Source organism: Streptomyces gilvosporeus, from assembly GCF_002082195.1.
GTDB lineage: Bacteria > Actinomycetota > Actinomycetes > Streptomycetales > Streptomycetaceae > Streptomyces > Streptomyces gilvosporeus.
Genome location: NZ_CP020569.1, coordinates 6,106,982 through 6,125,916, shown reverse-complemented (window position 1 = coordinate 6,125,916; position 18,935 = coordinate 6,106,982). Strand labels below are relative to the sequence as shown.

The 18,935-nt window shown below is 71.1% G+C and carries 14 protein-coding genes and 1 tRNA gene; 3 read left to right on the top strand and 12 right to left on the bottom strand.

What is annotated here, in order from left to right; genetic code table 11:
- Positions 1-11 precede the first annotated feature (11 nt).
- The 11 genes from prmC to B1H19_RS27440 all read right to left on the bottom strand — a co-directional run bounded on the left by prmC (position 12) and on the right by B1H19_RS27440 (position 13,310).
- The gene (prmC, locus tag B1H19_RS27490; protein WP_044367961.1) at positions 12-857 is read right to left on the bottom strand and encodes a peptide chain release factor N(5)-glutamine methyltransferase; all 846 of its coding nucleotides are present in this window, start codon (positions 855-857) and stop codon (positions 12-14) included.
- Between the two features lie 69 nt (positions 858-926).
- Positions 927-2,006: a peptide chain release factor 1 gene (gene prfA / locus B1H19_RS27485; RefSeq protein ID WP_083107420.1), complete on the bottom strand. Its 1,080-nt coding sequence runs from the start codon at positions 2,004-2,006 to the stop codon at positions 927-929.
- Between the two features lie 123 nt (positions 2,007-2,129).
- The gene (gene rpmE, locus B1H19_RS27480) at positions 2,130-2,354 is read right to left on the bottom strand and encodes a 50S ribosomal protein L31 (RefSeq protein ID WP_030065532.1); all 225 of its coding nucleotides are present in this window, start codon (positions 2,352-2,354) and stop codon (positions 2,130-2,132) included.
- 174 nt (positions 2,355-2,528) lie between these two features.
- The gene (locus tag B1H19_RS27475; protein WP_083107419.1) at positions 2,529-3,656 is read right to left on the bottom strand and encodes an LCP family protein; all 1,128 of its coding nucleotides are present in this window, start codon (positions 3,654-3,656) and stop codon (positions 2,529-2,531) included.
- A gap of 372 nt (positions 3,657-4,028) precedes the next feature.
- Positions 4,029-6,038, bottom strand: a complete 2,010-nt coding sequence (rho, locus tag B1H19_RS27470; protein WP_083107418.1) for a transcription termination factor Rho — start codon at positions 6,036-6,038, stop codon at positions 4,029-4,031.
- A gap of 378 nt (positions 6,039-6,416) precedes the next feature.
- Positions 6,417-7,340 carry a homoserine kinase gene (thrB, locus tag B1H19_RS27465; protein WP_083107417.1) on the bottom strand — a complete coding sequence of 308 codons (924 nt, stop codon included), beginning with the start codon at positions 7,338-7,340 and terminating at the stop codon, positions 6,417-6,419.
- A gap of 316 nt (positions 7,341-7,656) precedes the next feature.
- Complete coding sequence (thrC, locus tag B1H19_RS27460; protein ID WP_083107416.1) at positions 7,657-8,742, bottom strand: threonine synthase; 1,086 nt, start codon at positions 8,740-8,742, stop codon at positions 7,657-7,659.
- An 8-nt stretch (positions 8,743-8,750) separates the two neighbouring features.
- Positions 8,751-10,043 (bottom strand): homoserine dehydrogenase, encoded by a 1,293-nt coding sequence (locus tag B1H19_RS27455; RefSeq protein ID WP_083107415.1) that lies wholly within the window; start codon positions 10,041-10,043, stop codon positions 8,751-8,753.
- Between the two features lie 176 nt (positions 10,044-10,219).
- On the bottom strand, positions 10,220-11,611 hold the full coding sequence (lysA, locus tag B1H19_RS27450; RefSeq protein ID WP_083107414.1) for a diaminopimelate decarboxylase: 1,392 nt from the start codon (positions 11,609-11,611) through the stop codon (positions 10,220-10,222).
- A gap of 34 nt (positions 11,612-11,645) precedes the next feature.
- Entirely contained in the window at positions 11,646-12,719 is a 1,074-nt protein-coding gene (gene nrtL, locus B1H19_RS27445) for an ArgS-related anticodon-binding protein NrtL (RefSeq protein ID WP_083107413.1), read from the bottom strand.
- A gap of 60 nt (positions 12,720-12,779) precedes the next feature.
- Positions 12,780-13,310, bottom strand: a complete 531-nt coding sequence (locus B1H19_RS27440; protein ID WP_083107412.1) for a response regulator — start codon at positions 13,308-13,310, stop codon at positions 12,780-12,782.
- A 216-nt stretch (positions 13,311-13,526) separates the two neighbouring features.
- Here B1H19_RS27440 and B1H19_RS27435 point away from each other — a divergent pair.
- Positions 13,527-13,598: transfer RNA gene (locus tag B1H19_RS27435), tRNA-Arg, on the top strand.
- Between the two features lie 351 nt (positions 13,599-13,949).
- Here the strand turns inward: B1H19_RS27435 and B1H19_RS27430 are convergent.
- Complete coding sequence (locus B1H19_RS27430) at positions 13,950-15,245, bottom strand: cytochrome P450 (RefSeq protein ID WP_083107411.1); 1,296 nt, start codon at positions 15,243-15,245, stop codon at positions 13,950-13,952.
- Positions 15,246-16,008: 763 nt separating this feature from the next.
- Between B1H19_RS27430 and B1H19_RS27420 the strand changes: the two genes are divergently transcribed.
- Positions 16,009-17,451, top strand: coding sequence for an FtsW/RodA/SpoVE family cell cycle protein (locus B1H19_RS27420; protein WP_083107409.1), 1,443 nt, complete (start codon positions 16,009-16,011; stop codon positions 17,449-17,451).
- Complete coding sequence (locus tag B1H19_RS27415; RefSeq protein WP_083107408.1) at positions 17,448-18,932, top strand: penicillin-binding transpeptidase domain-containing protein; 1,485 nt, start codon at positions 17,448-17,450, stop codon at positions 18,930-18,932. The genes B1H19_RS27420 and B1H19_RS27415 overlap by 4 nt, the downstream gene beginning before the upstream one ends.
- Positions 18,933-18,935 lie beyond the last annotated feature (3 nt).

The following is an 18,935-nucleotide window of genomic DNA, read 5'->3' as shown; positions in this document are numbered from 1 at the left end:
GGCCGGATACGTCATGGCATCGCCCGGCGCGCGGTGGCGAAGCGGGGCCGGTTGTTGAGGTCGGGGTGGTCGGCCGCGTCCGCCCAGCCCTTCTCCTCGGTGAAGATCCACGGCACCTGGCCGCCCTGGGTGTCGGCGTGCTCGACGACCACCACACCGCCGGGCCGCAGCAGGCGGTGGGCGGTGCGCTCGATGCCGCGGATGGTGTCCAGGCCGTCCTCGCCGGAGAACAGCGCCAGCTGCGGGTCGTGGTCGCGGGCCTCGGGCGCGACGTACTCCCATTCGGTCAGCGGGATGTACGGCGGGTTGGAGACGACCAGGTCGACCTGTCCGTCCAGCTCGGGCAGCGCGGTGAGGGCGTCGCCGTGGTGGAGGTTGACGCGGGTGCCGGCGACGTTCTTGCGGGCGTAGCCCAGCGCCTCCTCGGACAGCTCCACGGCGTGCACCCGCGAACGCGGCACCTCCTGCGCCAGGGCCAGGGCGATGGCGCCGGAGCCCGTACACAGGTCGACGATCAGCGGTTCGACGACGTCCATGGCGCGCACCGCGTCTATCGCCCAGCCGACCACCGACTCGGTCTCCGGGCGGGGCACGAACACCCCGGGCCCGACGGCGAGTTCGAGGTAGCGGAAGAACGCGCGGCCGGTGATGTGCTGGAGCGGCTCGCGGGCCTCGCGGCGGGCGATCGCCTCCCAGTAGCGGGCGTCGAAGTCCGCGTCGGCGACCGTGTGCAGCTGGCTCCGCTTGACGCCGTGCACATGCGCGGCGAGTTCCTCGGCGTCGAACCGCGGTGAGGGCACGCCGGCGTCGGCCAGCCGCTGGGTGGCCTGAGCCACCTCTGCGAGCAGCAGGTTCACGGGGAGTCCTCCAGCCGGTACGTACAGGGTCGTGCGGGTGTACTGCGTTCGTTGCGGGTCGTTGCGGAGCTACTGGGCGGCGGCGAGCTTGGCCGCCGAGTCGGCGTCGACGCACGCCTGGATGACCGCGTCCAGTTCGCCGTCGAGCACCTGGTCCAAGTTGTACGCCTTGAAGCCGACGCGGTGGTCCGAAATGCGGTTTTCCGGGAAGTTGTAGGTGCGGATCTTCTCGGAGCGGTCGACGGTGCGCACCTGGCTGCGGCGGGCGTCGGCGGCCTCCTGCTCGGCGGCCTCCTGGGCGGCGGCCAGCAGCCGCGAGCGCAGGATGCGCAGGGCCTGCTCCTTGTTCTGGAGCTGGCTCTTCTCGTTCTGGCAGGAGGCGACGACACCGGTGGGCAGGTGGGTGATGCGCACCGCGGAGTCGGTGGTGTTGACGGACTGGCCGCCGGGGCCCGAGGAGCGGTAGACGTCGATGCGCAGATCGTTCATGTTGATCTCGACGTCGACCTCTTCGGCCTCGGGGGTGACCAGCACGCCGGCCGCCGAGGTGTGGATGCGGCCCTGCGACTCGGTGGCGGGCACCCGCTGGACGCGGTGCACCCCGCCCTCGTACTTCAGCCGCGCCCAGACGCCCTGGCCGGGTTCGGTCGCGCCCTGGCCGCCCTTGGTCTTCACGGCGACCTGGACGTCCTTGTAGCCGCCGAGCTCGGACTCGGTGGAGTCGATGATCTCGGTCTTCCAGCCGATGCGCTCGGCGTAGCGCAGATACATCCGCAGCAGATCGCCGGCGAACAGCGCGGATTCGTCGCCGCCCGCGCCCGCCTTGATCTCCAGGATGACGTCCTTGTCGTCGCTGGGGTCACGGGGGACGAGCAGCAGCCGCAGCTTCTCGGTGAGCTCCTCGCGCCGGGCGTCGAGCTCCTTGACCTCGTCGGCGAAGTCCGGGTCGTCCGCGGCCAGTTCGCGGGCCGTCTCCATGTCGTCGCCGGCCTGCCGCCAGGAGCGGTAGGTGGTGATGATCGGGGTCAGCTCGGAGTAGCGCTTGTTGAGCCGCATGGCCTCGCGCTGGTCGGCATGGACCGCGGGGTCGGCCAGCCGCTTCTCGAGATCGGCGTGCTCGCCGACCAGTTCCTCGACCGCCTCGAACATCGTGTGTTCCTCTGCTGACTGGACTTCCGGGGCCCCGGCCGGTGGGCTGCGGGGCAGGACGACAAAGACGCCGGTCCGGTCGCCCCTTCGAGGGGCGACCGCGAACCGGCGCCTTGCGGGTCGCTACTTCTTGGCGGCTGCGGCGGACTTGCCGAAGCGGGCCTCGAAGCGGGCCACGCGGCCGCCGGTGTCCATGATCTTCTGCTTGCCCGTGTAGAACGGGTGGCACTCGGAGCAGATGTCGGCGCGGATGCTGCCGCCGGCAACGGTGCTGCGGGTGGTGAACGACGCGCCACAGGTGCAGCTGACCTGGGTCTCGACGTACTCCGGGTGGATGTCGCGCTTCAAGGGATTCTCCTAGGTTCGGGAGTGCACCGGGTCGTGTCGCGGGTTGCGTCACGTGAACCGGGGCCGACGGTCCAGTCTGCCAGGACTAGCCGTATCTCCCAAAACCGGGGGACGTCCGCCACTATTCCCCCGCCGGTACGGCGCCGCGTGCGGCCCCGTACCGGCGTCGGACGGCTACTTCACGTACCGGCCCGTGCCGCCCTGGTCACCGGCCGAGCCCTTGGTGGCGGCCTTCGGGATGGCCTTGTCCTGCCGCAGGGCGTCCCAGACCTGTGCGCTCTTCTTGGTCAGCGGCACCACGCGCTCGGGGTCGGCCGGATCGTAGGTCACCGGCAGCGTCACCATGTCGATGTGGTCCGAGCCGATGGCGCCGAGGCTCTTGGCCAGGCCGGTCAGCTCGCCGACGGAGTTGAGGTCGGTGTCGGTGGTCACGGCCTTGGTCGCGGTGTCCGCGATGTCGTAGAGCTTGGCGGGGTTGGTCAGCACCCCGACGTTGCGGACCTGGTTCATCAGCGCCTTGACGAAGGTCTGCTGGAGCTGGATGCGACCCAGGTCGCTGCCGTCGCCGCCGGGGACGCCGTGCCGGGTGCGCACCAGGCCGAGCGACTGCTCGCCGTCGAGGGTGTGCTTGCCGGCGGGCAGGTGCAGATGGCTGTCCTTGTCGTTGATCGGCCGGGTGGTGGTGAGGTCCACCCCGCCCAGCGCGTCGATGAGCTTCTTGAAGCCGGTGAAGTCCACCTCCAGGAAGTGGTCCATCCGGATGCCGCTGATCGACTCGACGGTCTTGACGGCGCAGGCCGGGCCACCGACCTCGTAGGCGGTGTTGAACATCGCGCGCTGCGCACCGGGCACGGTGCGGCCGCCGCTCGTGGTGCAGTCGGGCCGCTTGATCATGGTGTCGCGGGGGATGCTCACCACGCTGGCCTTCTTGTGGCCCTTGTAGACATGCACGACCATCGCGGTGTCGGAGCGGGCGCCGCCCTCGTCCCGGCCGTAGGCGCCGTTCTTGCCCGCCCGGGAGTCCGAGCCCATCACCAGGATGTCCATCGAGCCGTTGTCGACGTTCTGGGGCCGGTCGCGGCCCAGGGCGGCGTTGATGTCGACGCCCTTGAGGTTCCCGTTGAGCTTGAAGTAGACGTATCCGAGCCCGGCCCCGCCGAGCAGTACGGCGCTGACCAGCGCACACAGGGTGATGGTCAGGGCGCGGCGGCGCCTGGTCCGGCCCTTGCGCCGGCGGCCGGTGGCACGTATGCCGCGGGCGCGGCTGTTGGCCGCCATCGCGGTCCCGTTGCTGTCCGCCATGTGCTCCTCAGTCCTTGGTCGCTCGGCTGCCCCTCGCCGCACCGTGCTGCGTACGTCGCTGCGTACGCCACGGCCTGTCGCGTCTGGTCAGACGGGGGGCAGACGGGAAGGGTTGCACAGCGCCGTATGAGCCCTTTCTTAGAAAACGCGCCTGTCTGCACCTCGTGCGCCGGGACTTTCGTCCTTCTCACCTGCGTTTACAGGCTGTTTTCGGACATTGCGTGAACGGGTGTACGGCGCGGCGCCCTGTGCGGAACGTCTCAGCGGCGCGCGGCGGCGGCGCGGTGCACATCACACCCTTGAGCGCACAGCACAAAGCCCTTCCCACCCACAGGGGTGAGAAGGGCTCGGTGCGCGGCGTCGCCGCGGGCGTCAGTCGTTGCCGTTGCCCGCGGTCGGCGTCGTCTTCTGGATCTGGAGCAGGAACTCCGCGTTGGACTTCGTCTGCTTCATCTTGTCCAGCAGCAGCTCGATGGCCTGCTGCTGGTCCAGGGCGTGCAGCACCCGGCGCAGCTTCCACACGATGGCGAGCTCGTCGCTGCCCATGAGGATCTCTTCCTTACGGGTGCTGGACGCGTCCACGTCCACCGCCGGGAAGATGCGCTTGTCCGAGAGCTTGCGGTCGAGCTTGAGCTCCAGGTTGCCGGTGCCCTTGAACTCCTCGAAGATCACCTCGTCCATTCGCGAACCGGTCTCGACCAGCGCGGTGGCCAGGATGGTCAGCGAACCGCCGTCCTCGATGTTGCGCGCGGCACCGAAGAAGCGCTTCGGCGGGTAGAGCGCGGTCGAGTCGACACCACCGGACAGGATGCGGCCGGAGGCGGGCGCCGCGAGGTTGTACGCGCGGCCCAGACGGGTGATGGAGTCCAGCAGGACGACGACGTCGTGACCCAGCTCCACCAGCCGCTTGGCGCGCTCGATGGCGAGCTCGGCGACGGTGGTGTGGTCCTCGGCCGGACGGTCGAAGGTCGAGGAGATGACCTCGCCCTTGACCGACCGCTGCATGTCGGTGACCTCTTCGGGACGCTCGTCGACCAGGACGACCATCAGGTGGCACTCGGGGTTGTTGCGGGTGATCGAGTTGGCGATCGCCTGCATGATCATGGTCTTGCCGGTCTTCGGCGGGGCCACGATCAGACCGCGCTGCCCCTTGCCGATGGGCGTGACCAGGTCGATGATCCGGGTCGTCAGACCGCCCGACTCACCCTCCAGGCGCAGCCGCTCCTGCGGGTAAAGGGGCGTCAGCTTGCCGAACTCCGGCCGCTGGCGGCCCTGTTCGGGCGCCATGCTGTTGACGGTGTCCAGGCGCACCAGCGCGTTGAACTTCTCGCGCCGCTCGCCGTCCTTGGGCTGGCGCACCGCACCGGTGACGTGGTCGCCCTTGCGCAGGCCGTTCTTGCGGACCTGGGCGAGGGAGACGTACACGTCGTTCGGGCCGGGCAGGTACCCGGAGGTCCGGATGAACGCGTAATTGTCGAGGATGTCGAGGATGCCCGCGACCGGGATCAGGACGTCGTCCTCGGAGACCTGCGGCTCGTTGCCGAAGTCCTCGCGGCCGCCGCGACGGCCCCGGCGGTCGCGGTAGCGGCCGCGACGGCCCCGGCGGCCGCCCTCGAAGTCGTCGTCGTCATCCCGGCGGTCGTCCCGGCGGTCGCGCTGGCGCTGGCCGCCCTGGCCGCCCTGGCCGCCCTGGCCGCCGTCGCCGGTCTCGCCCTTGCGGCGGTCGCGCTGACGCTGGCCGCGGCCCTCGCGGTCGCCCTTCTGCTGGCGGTCGCCGCGGTCCTGACGGTCCTTGCCCGGACGGCCCTCGGCGGTCTCCACCGCCGTCTCGGCCTTCGGCTCGGCCCTGGTCTCGGTCTTCGCCTCGACCTTCGTGTCGGTCTTGACGTCGCCCGCGGCGGCCTCGGGGGCGCCCGCGGCGGCGGTGGCGCGCCGGCGGCGGCGCTCACCGGCCGGCTGCTCGTCGCTGACCGGCTGGCCGGGGATCTCGATCTGCTGCTGGGCGGCCGCGGGCTCGGCGGCCTTGTCGCCCTTGGCGGCCTTGTCGGCACCCTTGGCGGCGGCGTCCTCACCCGTACGGGCCTTGGAGGTCGTACGGCGCTTGGGCTTGGTCTCGGCGGCGGGCGCGTCGGACTTGGCGGGGGCGCTGCCCCCGGCCTGCTTCTCCTTGATGACCTCGATCAGCTGGCTCTTGCGCATCCGCGCGGTGCCCTTGATGCCGAGGCCGGAGGCAACCTGCTGGAGCTCCGCCAGGACCATGCCCTCAAGGCCGGTGCCGGAACGGCGGCGACGCGTGGTTGCAGGCGCGGCAGGAGCGTCCGTGGCGGGCGCGGTGGCAGTGCCATCGGTGCGCACGCCCATCAGATCGGTGGTGTCGCTCACGAAGGGTCCTTCCCTGGAGCGGGCGTCGGCCTGTCTGGCTCGGCGACCGGGTTGTGCTGTCCGGCTCGATGTCCTCGGGTCTTGCGGACCTGGCCGGGGCGGTGGTCCCGCCGGATACGGCGGAAAGATCAATTCATGGTTACGGCGTGAAGAGATGCAGAGTGACTCATGACGTCACGCCGAATTCCGAAGCGTGCTCACTCCTGCTCAGGCCATTGCTCCAAGCAGTTTGGGAGGCTCCCGGAAGAAAGTGGTCCCAACTGGGGACACCAAGCACCGCACCCCATAGGTGTCGGGTACTGACTTGAGGTTAACACTACCGGATCCAACAAACATTCCCCCTCTCCAAGACCGGCAATCAGTCGATCACACGCGTGATCACCCGGCGAGCGGCAGCACACAGGTGCCCGCCGCGTCGAGGGTGAGCCGGTTGGCCGCCCACCCCTCTCCCGCCAGCGCGGCAACCTTGTCGGCCGTCGCATCCTCGACCAGTGCGAGCACCGTGGGGCCCGCACCGGAGACGACTGCGGGGACGCCGTCCGCGCGCAGTCGGTTCACCAGGGCCAGGCTCTCCGGCATCGCCGGGGCGCGGTAGTCCTGGTGAAGTCGGTCCTCGGTCGCGGCCAGCAGCAGCTCGGGGCGCCTGGTCAGGGCCTCGACGAGCAGTGCGGCGCGGCCGGCGTTGGCCGCGGCGTCCCCGTGCGGGACGCTACGCGGCAGCAGTCCGCGGGCGGTTTCGGTCAGCACCGGTTTTCCGGGCACGAAGACCACCGGAACGATGGAATCGGCGGGATCCATCCGGATCGCCCGCGCGGTGGCGGTGCCGGTCTCCATCCAGGCGAGCGTGAACCCGCCCATCAGACATGCGGCGACGTTGTCGGGATGGCCCTCGAGCTCGGTGGCCAGCTCCAGCAGCGCGATGTCGTCGAGCTTTTGCTCGCCGCCTATCGTCACGGCGCGGGCGGCGACGATGCCGGCGCAGATGGCCGCCGACGAGGAGCCCAGACCGCGGCCGTGCGGGATGCGGTTGGCGCAGACGATTTCCAGGCCGCGCGGCTGCCCGCCGAGCCGGTCGAAGGCGGCCCGCATCGACTTCACGAGCAGATGGCTCTCGTCTCGCGGGAGGGTCTCGGCGCCCTCACCTGCGATATCGACGTGCAGACCGGAATCGGCGACCCGCACCACGACATCGTCGTACAGGCCCAGGGACAGGCCGAGGGCGTCGAAGCCGGGACCGAGATTGGCGCTGGAAGCGGGGGTGCGCACCCGGACGGCGGCGGCGCGGAACGCGGGACCGGCCATCGCTCGATGACTCTCCTTGATTGATGCTGCGGTACTGCCCCAGAACTCCGGCGCCGGGGCGCCCGGACGGCTCATGGGGTCTGTTCTGACCTGCCCTGCGCACCACTGCGTTATGCCGTGGGGAGGGGAGTTGGCTGCCAGCCTATCGAAGGAAGGTTCTGTGACGACATAGGGCGCACAGGAGGCGCACGAAGCGTGTCGCGCGCCTTCCCGTGCCCCGACGTCGGCCTCTTCGGGCTTTGCAGCCTTTGCACTCTTTGCTTTTCGTGCGGTGAGGGGCGGATGCGGGAGGGCTGCGGACCCGCACCCGGGGCCGTCAGGCCAGGCCCAGCTTCTCGGCGGCGGCGTCCGCGTCGATGGGGACCGTCACCGGTTGCGGGGCGCCGGCCACCGCCCAGTCCGGGTCCTTGAGGCCGTTGCCGGTGACCGTGCAGACGATCTTCTGGCCCGGGTCCACGCGGCCCTCCTCGGCGGCCTTGAGCAGACCGGCGACCGAAGCGGCCGAGGCGGGCTCGACGAAGACGCCCTCCTGGGAGGCCAACAGGCGGTAGGCGGCGAGGATCTGACGGTCGGTCACCTCGTCGATGAAGCCGCCGGACTCGTCCCGCGCCCGCTCCGCGAACTGCCAGGAGGCGGGGTTGCCGATGCGGATCGCGGTGGCGATGGTGTGCGGGTCCTTGACGACCTCACCGCGCACGATCGGGGCGCTGCCGGAGGCCTGGAAGCCCCACATCCGCGGGGTACCGGCGGCGAGGCCGTCGGCCGCGTACTCCTGGTAGCCCTTCCAGTACGCGGTGATGTTGCCGGCGTTGCCGACGGGCAGGACGTGGATGTCGGGCGCGTCGCCCAGCATGTCGACGATCTCGAAGGCGGCGGTCTTCTGGCCCTCGATGCGCACCGGGTTCACGGAGTTCACAAGTGCGACCGGGTAGTTGTCGGACAGGCCGCGGGCCAGCGTCAGACAGTCGTCGAAATTTCCGTCGATCTGGAGAATCTTCGCGCCGTGCACCAGCGCCTGGCCCATCTTGCCGAGCGCGATCTTGCCCTGCGGGACGAGCACGGCGCAGACCATGCCGGCGCGCACCGCGTAGGCGGCGGCCGAGGCGGAGGTGTTGCCGGTGGAGGCGCAGATGACGGCCTTGGCGCCCTCCTCCTTGGCCCGGGTGATGGCCATCGTCATCCCGCGGTCCTTGAAGGAGCCGGTCGGGTTGGCGCCCTCGACCTTGAGATGCACCTCACATCCGGTGCGCTCGGAGAGCACCTGGGCCGGTACGAGGGGGGTGCCGCCCTCCCGGAGGGTGACGACCTCGGTCGTGTCGCTGACCGGCAGCCGGTCGCGGTATTCCTCGATGATGCCGCGCCACTGACCGTTGGCGGAGGACGCGGTGGAATTGGCAGACATGGGTTCCTTTACTCCCCTTCGACCCGCATGATGCTGGCGACACCGCGGACGGTGTCCAGCTCGCGCAGTGCCCCGACGGTCGACGACAGGGCCGCGTCGGCCGCCCGGTGGGTGACGACGACGAGGGAGGCCTCTCCGTCCTTGCCCTGCTGACGGACCGTATCGATGGATACGCCGTGTTCGGCGAAAATGGTGGCGACCTGCGCGAGAACGCCGGGTTTGTCGGCCACATCGAGGCTGATGTGGTAGCGCGTGACGACTTCGCCCATGGGGCTGACGGGCAGCCGCGTATAGGCGGACTCGCCCGGTCCGGTGGCCCCGGCGAGCTTGTTGCGGCACACCGCGACGAGATCGCCCAGGACCGCGGAGGCGGTCGGCGCACCACCCGCTCCGGGCCCGTAGAACATCAGCTGCCCGGCCGCGTCGGACTCCACGAACACCGCGTTGTACGCCTCGCGCACCGAGGCGAGCGGATGGGTCAGCGGAATCATCGCGGGGTGCACCCGGGCCGTCACCGACGCCCCGTCCGCCGCCCGCTCGCAGATGGCGAGCAGCTTGACCGTACAGCCCATCCGCTTGGCGGAGGCGATATCGGCCGCCGTGACCTCCGTCAGGCCCTCGCGGTGGACATCGTCGATGGTCACGCGGGTGTGGAAGGCGATACCGGCCAGGATCGCGGCCTTGGCGGCGGCGTCGAAGCCCTCGACGTCGGCGGTCGGGTCGGCCTCGGCGTAGCCCAGCGCGGTGGCCTCGTCCAGCGCCTCGCTGTAGCCGGCGCCGGTCGAATCCATCTTGTCGAGGATGAAGTTGGTGGTGCCGTTGACGATGCCGAGCACGCGGTTGACCTTGTCGCCGGCCAGCGACTCGCGCAGCGGCCGCACCAGCGGGATGGCGCCCGCGACGGCCGCCTCGTAGTAGAGGTCCGCGCCGTTGGCCTCGGCCGCCGCGTGCAGCGCCGCGCCGTCCGCCGCCACCAGCGCCTTGTTGGCCGAGACGACGCTCGCGCCGTGCTCGAAGGCGGTGGTGATCAGCGTACGGGCCGGCTCGATGCCGCCGATGACCTCGATGACGACGTCGATGTCACCGCGTTTGACCAGCGCGGTCGCATCGGTGGTGATCAGCTCGGCCGGGACGCCGGCGCGGACCCGGTCGGGTCGGCGGACGGCGATCCCGGCGAGCTCCACGGGCGCGCCGATACGGGCGGCGAGGTCGTCGGCGTGCGTCGTCATGATGCGCGTCACCTCTGAGCCGACCACACCACAGCCCAGCAGCGCCACCTTCAGCGGACGCGTACGCATCATTCGACCCCTGCTTCTCATCTATCAGCGATTGTTCCTTGTGCCGGTGCACCGGCAGCTCGCCCCGGCACGCACAGCGTGCTCATGCACCAGTCTCACGCACCGGACGGCGAATTCCGTCGGTCGTCCGGATTCCGAGACATTTATTTCATCCGGGGCCCCGCCCCGTGGATCCGGCCCTACCCGACATCCAACCGCAGAAGATCTTCCTCCGTCTCCCGGCGGACGATCACCCTGGCCGCACCGTTGCCGACCGCCACGACGGGGGGCCGCAGTGCGTGGTTGTAGTTGCTCGCCATGGACCGGCAGTACGCGCCGGTGGCGGGCACCGCGAGCAGGTCGCCCGGCGCCACATCGCCCGGCAGGAACGCATCGCGCACGACGATGTCCCCGCTCTCGCAGTGCTTGCCGACCACCCGCGAGAGCATCGGCTCGGCGTCCGAGGCGCGCGAGGCCAGGGCCACGCTGTACTCCGCGTCGTACAGGGCGGTGCGGATGTTGTCCGACATCCCGCCGTCCACGGACACGTACGTCCGCAGGCCCTCCAGCTCCTTGACCGTGCCGACCTCGTAGAGCGTGAAGGCCGTCGGCCCCACGATCGCCCGGCCCGGCTCGACGGACAGCCGCGGCACCCCGAGGCCCGCCGCCGCGCACTCCTTGGTCACGATCTCGCCGAGCGCCTTGGCGATCTCGTGCGGCTCGCGCGGATCGTCCGCCGAGGTGTAGGCGATGCCCAGCCCGCCGCCGAGATCGATCTCCGGCAGCTCCACGCCGTGCTCGTCGCGCACCTCGGTGAGCAGCTGCACGACCCGGCGGGCGGACACCTCGAAGCCCGCCATGTCGAAGATCTGCGACCCGATGTGGCTGTGAATTCCGATCAGTTCCAGCCCGTCCAGCTTGAGCGCCCGGCGTACGGCCTCCGCGGCCTGTCCGTCGGCCAGCGCAATGCCGAACTTCTGGTCCTCGTGGGCGGTCGCAATGAATTCATGCGTATGCGCCTCGACACCGACCGTGACGCGGATCTGCACCCGCTGCCGCTTGCCGAGCTTCTCGGCGATATGCGCGACCCGCACGATTTCCTGGAACGAATCCAGCACGATCCGCCCGACGCCCGCTTCCACGGCGCGGGTGATTTCCTCGACGCTCTTGTTGTTGCCGTGCAGGGCGATCCGCTCGGCCGGCATGCCCGCGTCGAGCGCCGTGGCGAGCTCTCCCCCGGAGCAGACGTCGAGATTGAGCCCTTCCTCGGTCAGCCACCGCACGATGGCGCGGGAAAGGAACGCCTTGCCGGCGTAGAAGACATCGGCGTCCGGTCCGAAAGCGTCCTTCCAGGCCCGGCAGCGCGCCCGGAAATCGTCCTCGTCGAGGAAATACGCCGGCGTACCGAATTCCTCGGCCAGCGCGCGGACGTCCAGCCCGCCGACGGTCACCACGCCGTCGGCATTGCGCCGGACGGTACGGGACCAGACCTGCGGGTCGAGGGTGTTGAGATCGGCGGGCGGCCCGGCGTAGTGCCCCTCGGGCAGGACATCGGCGTGCCGGGGCCCGGCAGGATGCGCGGAACGACTCATGACAGCGGGGATCCCCTCAAGTTCTCAATTCACATCAAAGGTAATCGGGCGTGGAGATGCCGAGCAGACGCAGGCCGTTGGCGAGCACCGTCCCGGTGGCCTCGGCAAGAGCCAGCCGGCCGCGGTGCACGGCCGAGGGTTTCTCCTCCCCGACGGGCAGCGGCGGGCACTCCTCGCACCACCCGGGCACCGCATCCGCCGTCGCCTCCAGATGCCGCACCAGCCGGTCCGGCGCGCGGAGCCGGGCGGCGGACTCGACGGCGGCGGGATAGGTGGCCAGGAGGGTGAGCAGCTCCTGGGCCGCGGGCTCGGCGGCGGCCGCGTCCGTGCCCGTGGGCATGGGCGTCCCCGCGGACGTCGTCTCACCGGTGGACGTCGCCGTCTCCCCGGCCTCCGGCGCGAAGCCGAGGTCACGGGCCTGCCGTACCAGGGCTTGCGTCCCGGCGTAGGCGTACTGCACCCGGAACCGTGGATTCCGCTCCCGCTGCTCCGGCCGCTCCGGCAGCCGCACGGCGTCCCGCGCCGCAGGCCGCAGCAGGGCCCAGCGCGCCTCGTCCTCCCCCAGCCGGGCAACCAGCCCGGCACACTCCCGGACGGCCTCCGGCGCCGCGGCCGCATCCCGCGGCCGCCCGCCCCCGGCCGCCGCCACGATCCGCCCTAGAGCCTCGGCGACGACGAGGCCACGGGCACCGCGGTGCAGGGGGGCGTCGGGGACCGGGCCGTGGGAAACGGGCGCGCCGGCGACGGCCTCCCCCGCTCCCCGCCGCTGCTCCCCGTAGCGGGCACCGGCGGCCCGTATCTCCCGTACCAGCGCGGCCCGCGCCCCGCCGCCCAGCGTGAAGTTCAAGAACCCCGGCCCGGCGATCTCGACCCGGGCGATCCCGGCGCTCCCCGCCAGCCGCGTGCGCAGAATCTCGGCGACCTCCCGGGGCGGCCGCCCCGCGTCCTTGGCGAGCTGGAGCGCCACGTTCGAGGCGTAGTCCCCGCACCCGGCCCGCCGCGGCGGCCGCACCACGATCCGGGTCGGCACCGGCACGGAGAGCTCGTCATCGTCCACGGCACCGCGCACGGAGCGCAGGACGGTACGGGAGAGCTCGGCGGGGGTCACGAGACAAGCGTATGGGAGAAGGGCCCGGGTCAGCTCACCGGTTTCGCCCTGTGGACACGCTCAGGCGGCCGGCGGCCGCTGATCCCGTACGCCCGTTTCCCCGAGCCCGGGCAGCTCCTCGCATCCGGCGCCCCGCCCGGCGTCCCCCGGCGCCGCCCCCTCGCCCCGCTGGACCGTCCGCTCGCAGTCCCCCTCGGCCCCGCACTCCCGCTGCCGCCCCTCGCGCGCCAGCATTCCCACGGTCCGCACCAGCTCCCCCGGCTCGAACGGCTTCGCCAGGAAGGCGTCGACGCCCACCCACTCGCCGTTGTCGACCTCGCCCTGGGTGCAGGCGCTGACGATGGCGATGGGGATGTCCCACGTCCGGGGATCGGACCGCAGCCGCGCGGCGGTCCGCAGACCGTTCAGCCGCGGCATCACGACATCGAGGGTGACGACATCGGGTCTGACCTCGTGCACGACGTCCAGACATTCGGCACCATCAGCCGCGGTCACCACCTCGAAGCCCTCCAGCTCGAGATTGACCCTGATCAACTGGCGGATCACCTTGTTGTCATCGACAACAAGGATCCGACCGGACAAGCCAGGCACACCATGAGACTAGGGGCCCACCTGCGACTGCGTCCCGGTTTTGCCCACTTCCGCCCCCATGCGGGGGACCTTTCCCGGACCCCCCGCCACGGCACCGTCCCCATGCGCTACGGCCGCCTTCGGGGCCCTCACCGCGGCCCCGCAAAACCCTGTTCCTGAACACCCCATCAGAGCTGGTAGTGTTCTACTCGTCGCCGAGAGAACACCGGCGACAAAGCCCCCGTAGCTCAGGGGATAGAGCAACGGCCTCCGGAGCCGTGTGCGCAGGTTCGAATCCTGCCGGGGGCACTTTGCAGAAACCATCGTGATCATGCCGGTGGTCTGTGCGAGTGCCGAAAACAAAGGGTCGGTCCCAGTTTCATGGGTCCGGCCCTTTGTCGTTCTCATGAGTCCGGTGTCGTTCTCACAGGTCCGGTGTCGTTCTCACAGGTCCGGCCCCTTTGGCGGCAACGCCCTTCACCCGTGGGGGCCTTCCTTCGGGGCAGCGGTCAAGGCCCTGGTGCGTACGGCGATCGCGGCGCGGCGCGGGGAGGCCGGCGCCGCTGCCCCGGCTGCGGGCCCGGGGCACCGCACGCGGCCGCATGCTGCGCGCCCGTGGCCCTCGGCGGTCGGCGCGGAGCGGGGCGGGGCGGTGGCCGGTCAGCCGTTGAGGTGGACCGGGAGGGACTCGATTCCGTAGACGATGGAGAGCTTGCGGAATTCGAGGTCCTCGGGACGGGCGGCCAGGCGCATGGCGGGGAAGCGGCGGACCAGGGCGGGATAGGCGGCGCGCAATTCCATACGGGCGAGTTCCGCGCCGACGCAGCGGTGTATTCCGTAGCCGAAGGCGAGGTGGGAGGGAACATTGCGGGAGGGGTCGAACTGCTCCATTTCCGGGCCGAGTTTGCCGTCGCGGTCGGCGCCGCTGAGGGAGCACAGGACGACGTCTCCGGAAGAGATCTGTACGCCGCCGATTTCGAGGTCCTCGCGGGCGAAGCGGGGGAAAGCGACCTGGACGACGGTGAGATAGCGGAGGAGTTCTTCGACATAGCGCTCGACGGTGCCGGAGTCGGTGTCGTCGGTCATGAGGGCGTCGAAATGCTTCGGGTCCTGGAGGAGGACCAGGGCGCCGAGGGCGAGCATGCTGGCGGTGGTTTCGAAGCCGCCGGTCAGCACGCCGTCGGCGAGGCCCGCGAGTTCTTCGTCGCTGACCGAGTCGCCGTGTTCCTTGACGATCATGCCGAGCAGGCCGTCGCCCGGGTTCTCCCGCTGCTTCTTGACGATGTCCCGGAAATAGGAGAGGGATTCGGATATGGCGCCGAAGGACGCGTTCGCACCGCTGAACAGGTCGAAGCGGGCAGCGCTGAGGCGTTCGAAGTCGGCGCGGTCCTCGTAGGGGACGCCGAGGAGTTCGCAGATGACGAGGGAGGGGATGGGCAGGGCGAAGGAATGGACGATGTCGACGGGGTCGCCGTTTCTGCCCGCCGCTTCCATGGCGTCGAGACGCTCTTCGACGATCTCGTGGATACGGGGGGTGAGGCGGCCGAGGCGGCGCATCGTGAATTCGGGGGTGAGGAGGCGGCGGAGGCGCGTGTGGACCGGCGGGTCGGCGAATCCCAGGCCGCCGGGGTTCTGTTCGGCGCCGGCGCCCGCCTTGCCGACGAGGTTGGTGAAGTCCGAACTGAAGGCATTGGCCTTTCCGAGGACCTGCTTGACCTCGTCGTAGCCGGTGACCAGCCAGACGTTGGCGGCTATCGGCACCGGAAGCCGGGTGATCGGCTCCCTCTCCCGGACCGCCCCCAATTCGCCCACGGGGTCGAGCCCCTCGCGCCGCAGCGGCATCAGAACAGACTCGGGCAAGAAAGACATTCGAGACAGGTCGAAGCCTTTTCTGCGCGTTCTTGCCAGATACATGCGGCCGGCCCAGGCGATGATCCGGGAACGGAGAGTCGTCATGACGCTAATACTGCCTTTCGTCGAGGGGGTCGGTCACCCGCACTCCGCGGCCCATCGGGGCCGAGACGGCACGGGACCTCCACTCGGCGTGCACGGATGAGACGTACGCCATAGCCCCTCGCTCGCGGCGGCGGGTCATGGCGCGGGGTCCATGCCCTCGACCGGTGTGCCGGTCGGCCGCATCAGCGTGTCGAGCTCGGCCTTGTGGTTCGGTGTGCTTTCGGTCTGTGGGGTCGGTGAGGGCTGGGGCTGGGTTGCCTGGTGGGCTGGCGGGTTCTTCGGGCGGTGGTGCGGTCGATGCGGCGGCGCGGTGGGGCTTTTGAGGGTGTTCTTCGGGTCTTCGTCGGGGCTTCGTCAGGTCTTCGTCGGGTGCTGCGTTCGGTCGGCGGGCGTCGAGGGAGGTCGGCGCGGCGGTGCGTCGAGTTCCTTGACGCCGACCGGAGCGTTCAGGTTGTTCGGTCGGTCCGGACGAGTTTACAAAGTGCCTTGGGGGCGTTGACGGAACGAGGGCGGGGCGGGGTCGGCGGAGGGCGGCGACGAGGGGCGCGGCACGCGCCTCGGTGCCCGGATCGGGTGGTCCCGACGGTCCGTACGACGGACCGACGAGGGTGACCAACGGCACGACGCGAGGCGAGGAGTTGGTGCCGGGTGCGTCGCGGGTGGGGGCGCGGCGGGGGGCGTGCGATCCCGGAAGGGGCCGCCGACCCGAACACCGGGTGCGACATAACGGATATATGGCTCACCGCTTGCTACGTTGCCTGCCATGACGGCAACGGCACCGGCGGCTCCCGCACGACCCGCGGACACTCCCCCACCCTTGCCGCTGCCCCCGAAGCGGCGGGGCATCGAACTGGGCCTGCTGGTGGGCGCCGTACTCATCAGCATCTGCGGCTATCTGACGGTGGGCGCCGCCACCGGGCACGCGCTGCCCACCGGGGCGGTCACCTACGGCGCCGGGCTGGCCGCGCTGGCCCTGCTCGCGCATCTCGCCGTACGGCTGCGCGCCCCGTACGCCGATCCGCTGCTGCTGCCCATCGCCGTACTGCTCAACGGTCTCGGCCTGGTGCTGATCTTCCGGCTCGATCTGGAGACGCCCGGCGACCGGGCCGCGCCCGCGCAGCTGGTGTGGTCGACGGTGGGCGTCGGGCTGTTCACCGCCGTGATGGTGCTGCTGCGCGACCACCGCACGCTCCAGCGGTTCGCCTACCCCTGTGCCGCGCTCGCCCTGCTGCTGATGGTGGCGCCGATCCTGTTCCCGGCCGTCAACGGCGCCAAGATCTGGATCCGGGTGGCGGGGTTCTCCCTTCAGCCCGGCGAGTTCGCCAAGGTGCTGATCACCGTCTTCTTCGCGGCGTATCTGGCGGCGAACCGCGAGGTGCTGGCCGACATCGGGCGCGCGGGGTGGAGCATGCGGCTGCCGCCCGGCCGGGTGCTGGGGCCGGTGGTGGCGATCTGGCTGGTCAGTGTGGGGGTCCTGGTGCTGGAGCGGGATCTGGGGACCTCCCTGCTGTTCTTCGGGATCTTCGTGGTGCTGCTGTACGTGGCCACCGGGCGGGTCGGGTGGCTGGCGGTCGGGCTGCTGCTGGCGGCGGCCGGGGCGACGGCGGTGGCGACGCTGGAGCCGCATGTGCACGGGCGGGTGACGGACTGGCTGCATCCGTTCGCGGGGATCGCGGCGGGCCGGGGGCCGGGGCAGCTGGCGCAGTCGCTGTTCGCGTTCGCGGCCGGCGGGCTGCTGGGGACGGGGCTGGGGCAGGGCGACTCCCAGCTGATCGGTTTCGCCATGAAGTCCGACTTCGTGCTGGCGACGGTCGGCGAGGAGCTGGGGCTGGCGGGGCTGACCGCGCTCTTCGTGCTCTACGCGCTGCTGGTGGGGTGCGGCTTCCGCGCCGCGCTCGGCATCCGCGAGCCGTTCGGCGGACTGCTGGCCGTGGGGCTGGCGGCGCTGCCCGCCGTCCAGGTCTTCGTCATCGCGGGCGGGGTGATGGGGCTGATTCCGCTCACGGGGATGGCGATGCCGTTCCTGGCGCAGGGCGGGTCGTCGGTGGTGACGAACTGGATCATCGTGGCGCTGCTGGCCCGGATCAGCGACCGGGCACGCGCGCCGGAGGGGGCGGGCGGACGGACGGACGAACCGGCACACCACCCCGCCCCGGAGCACGGCTCGCCCCCCGGGCCCCGCGCCGCCCCGGAGCCCCGCCCATGACCCGCTGCATCCGGCAGACCGCCGCACTGTGCGCCCTGCTCCTGGTCGCGCTGCTGGTCAACGCCGCGCGGGTGCAGCTCTGGGAGGCCGGGTCCTACAGCGCCAATGCCGCCAACCGCCGCGCCGCACTGGCCCGTTACGCCCAGCCGCGCGGGCCCGTGCTGGTGGCGGGACGGCCCGTCACCGGATCCCGGGACAGCGGCGGGCGGCTGCGGTACGAGCGCACGTATACCGACGGCCCCCTCTACGCGCCGGTCACCGGCTATGCGTCGCAGCTCTACGGCACCTCCCTGCTGGAGCGCGCCGAGGACGGCATCCTGGCCGGCACCGACGACCGGCTGGCGACCTTCCCCTGGTGGGACCGGATCATCCGCGGCCATCGGCCCCCCGGCAGCGTCGCCACCAGCATCGATCCCGCCCTCCAGCGCGCCGCGTTCGGGGCGCTGGGCGGCAGGAAGGGCGCGGTGGTCGCGGTGGAACCGCGCAGTGGCCGGATCCTGGCGATGGCCAGCACCCCCTCGTACGACCCCGCCGCCCTCTCCGGCAACGGCACGTCGGTCGCCGCCGGCTGGCGGCGGCTGACCCGTGCGGCGCACCGGCCGATGCTCAACCGGGCGGTCCAGCGGACCTATCCGCCCGGTTCGGTCTTCAAAATCGTCACCGCGGTGGCGGCGCTGGAGAGCCGTACGGTGACCGATATCGACGCCCCCACGGACACCCCCGACCCCTACACGCTGCCCGGTACCGCCACCCGGCTGGGGAACGCCGTGCCCGGCTGCCGCAACGCAAGCCTCAAGGACGCCTTCCGGCTCTCCTGCAACACCGTCTTCGCGCGCCTCGGGGCCCGGATCGGACTGCACACCATGGCCCAGGTCGCCGAGCGGTTCGGCTTCAACGACCGCCGGCTGCGGATCCCCTTCCCCGTGGCGGCCAGCACCTTCGGTACGGCGATGGACGCCTCGCAGGTCGCGCAGTCGGCGATCGGGCAGTTCGACACCACCGCCACCCCGCTCCAGATGGCGATGGTCGCGTCGGCGGTCGCCAACGGGGGGATCCTCACACCGCCGTATCTGGTGGACGCGGTGACCAATGCCCGGGGGACCGTCCTCGACACCGGTCCGCAGCGGCCCGCGCGCCAGGTGATGTCCCCGGCCGTCGCCGGGCAGCTCCAGGAGCTGATGGTCGACGCGGTGGCGCACGGGAGCGGCCGGCAGGCCGCGCTCGACGGCGCGACGGTGGGCGGGAAGACCGGTACGGCGCAGCACGGTGTGCGCAACGAAGGGGTGCCGTACGCCTGGTTCGTCTCCTGGGCGCGGGCCCGGGACAGCGCCGAGCCGTCGGTGGCGGTGGCCGTGGTGGTCGAGGACGCGTCGGCGGACCGGTCGGACATCAGCGGCGGCAGCGTCGCGGCGCCCGTCGCCCGCGCGGTGATGGCGGCCGCACTGCGGCGCGACGGGCACAGCGTGCCGCCGTCACCCTGACCG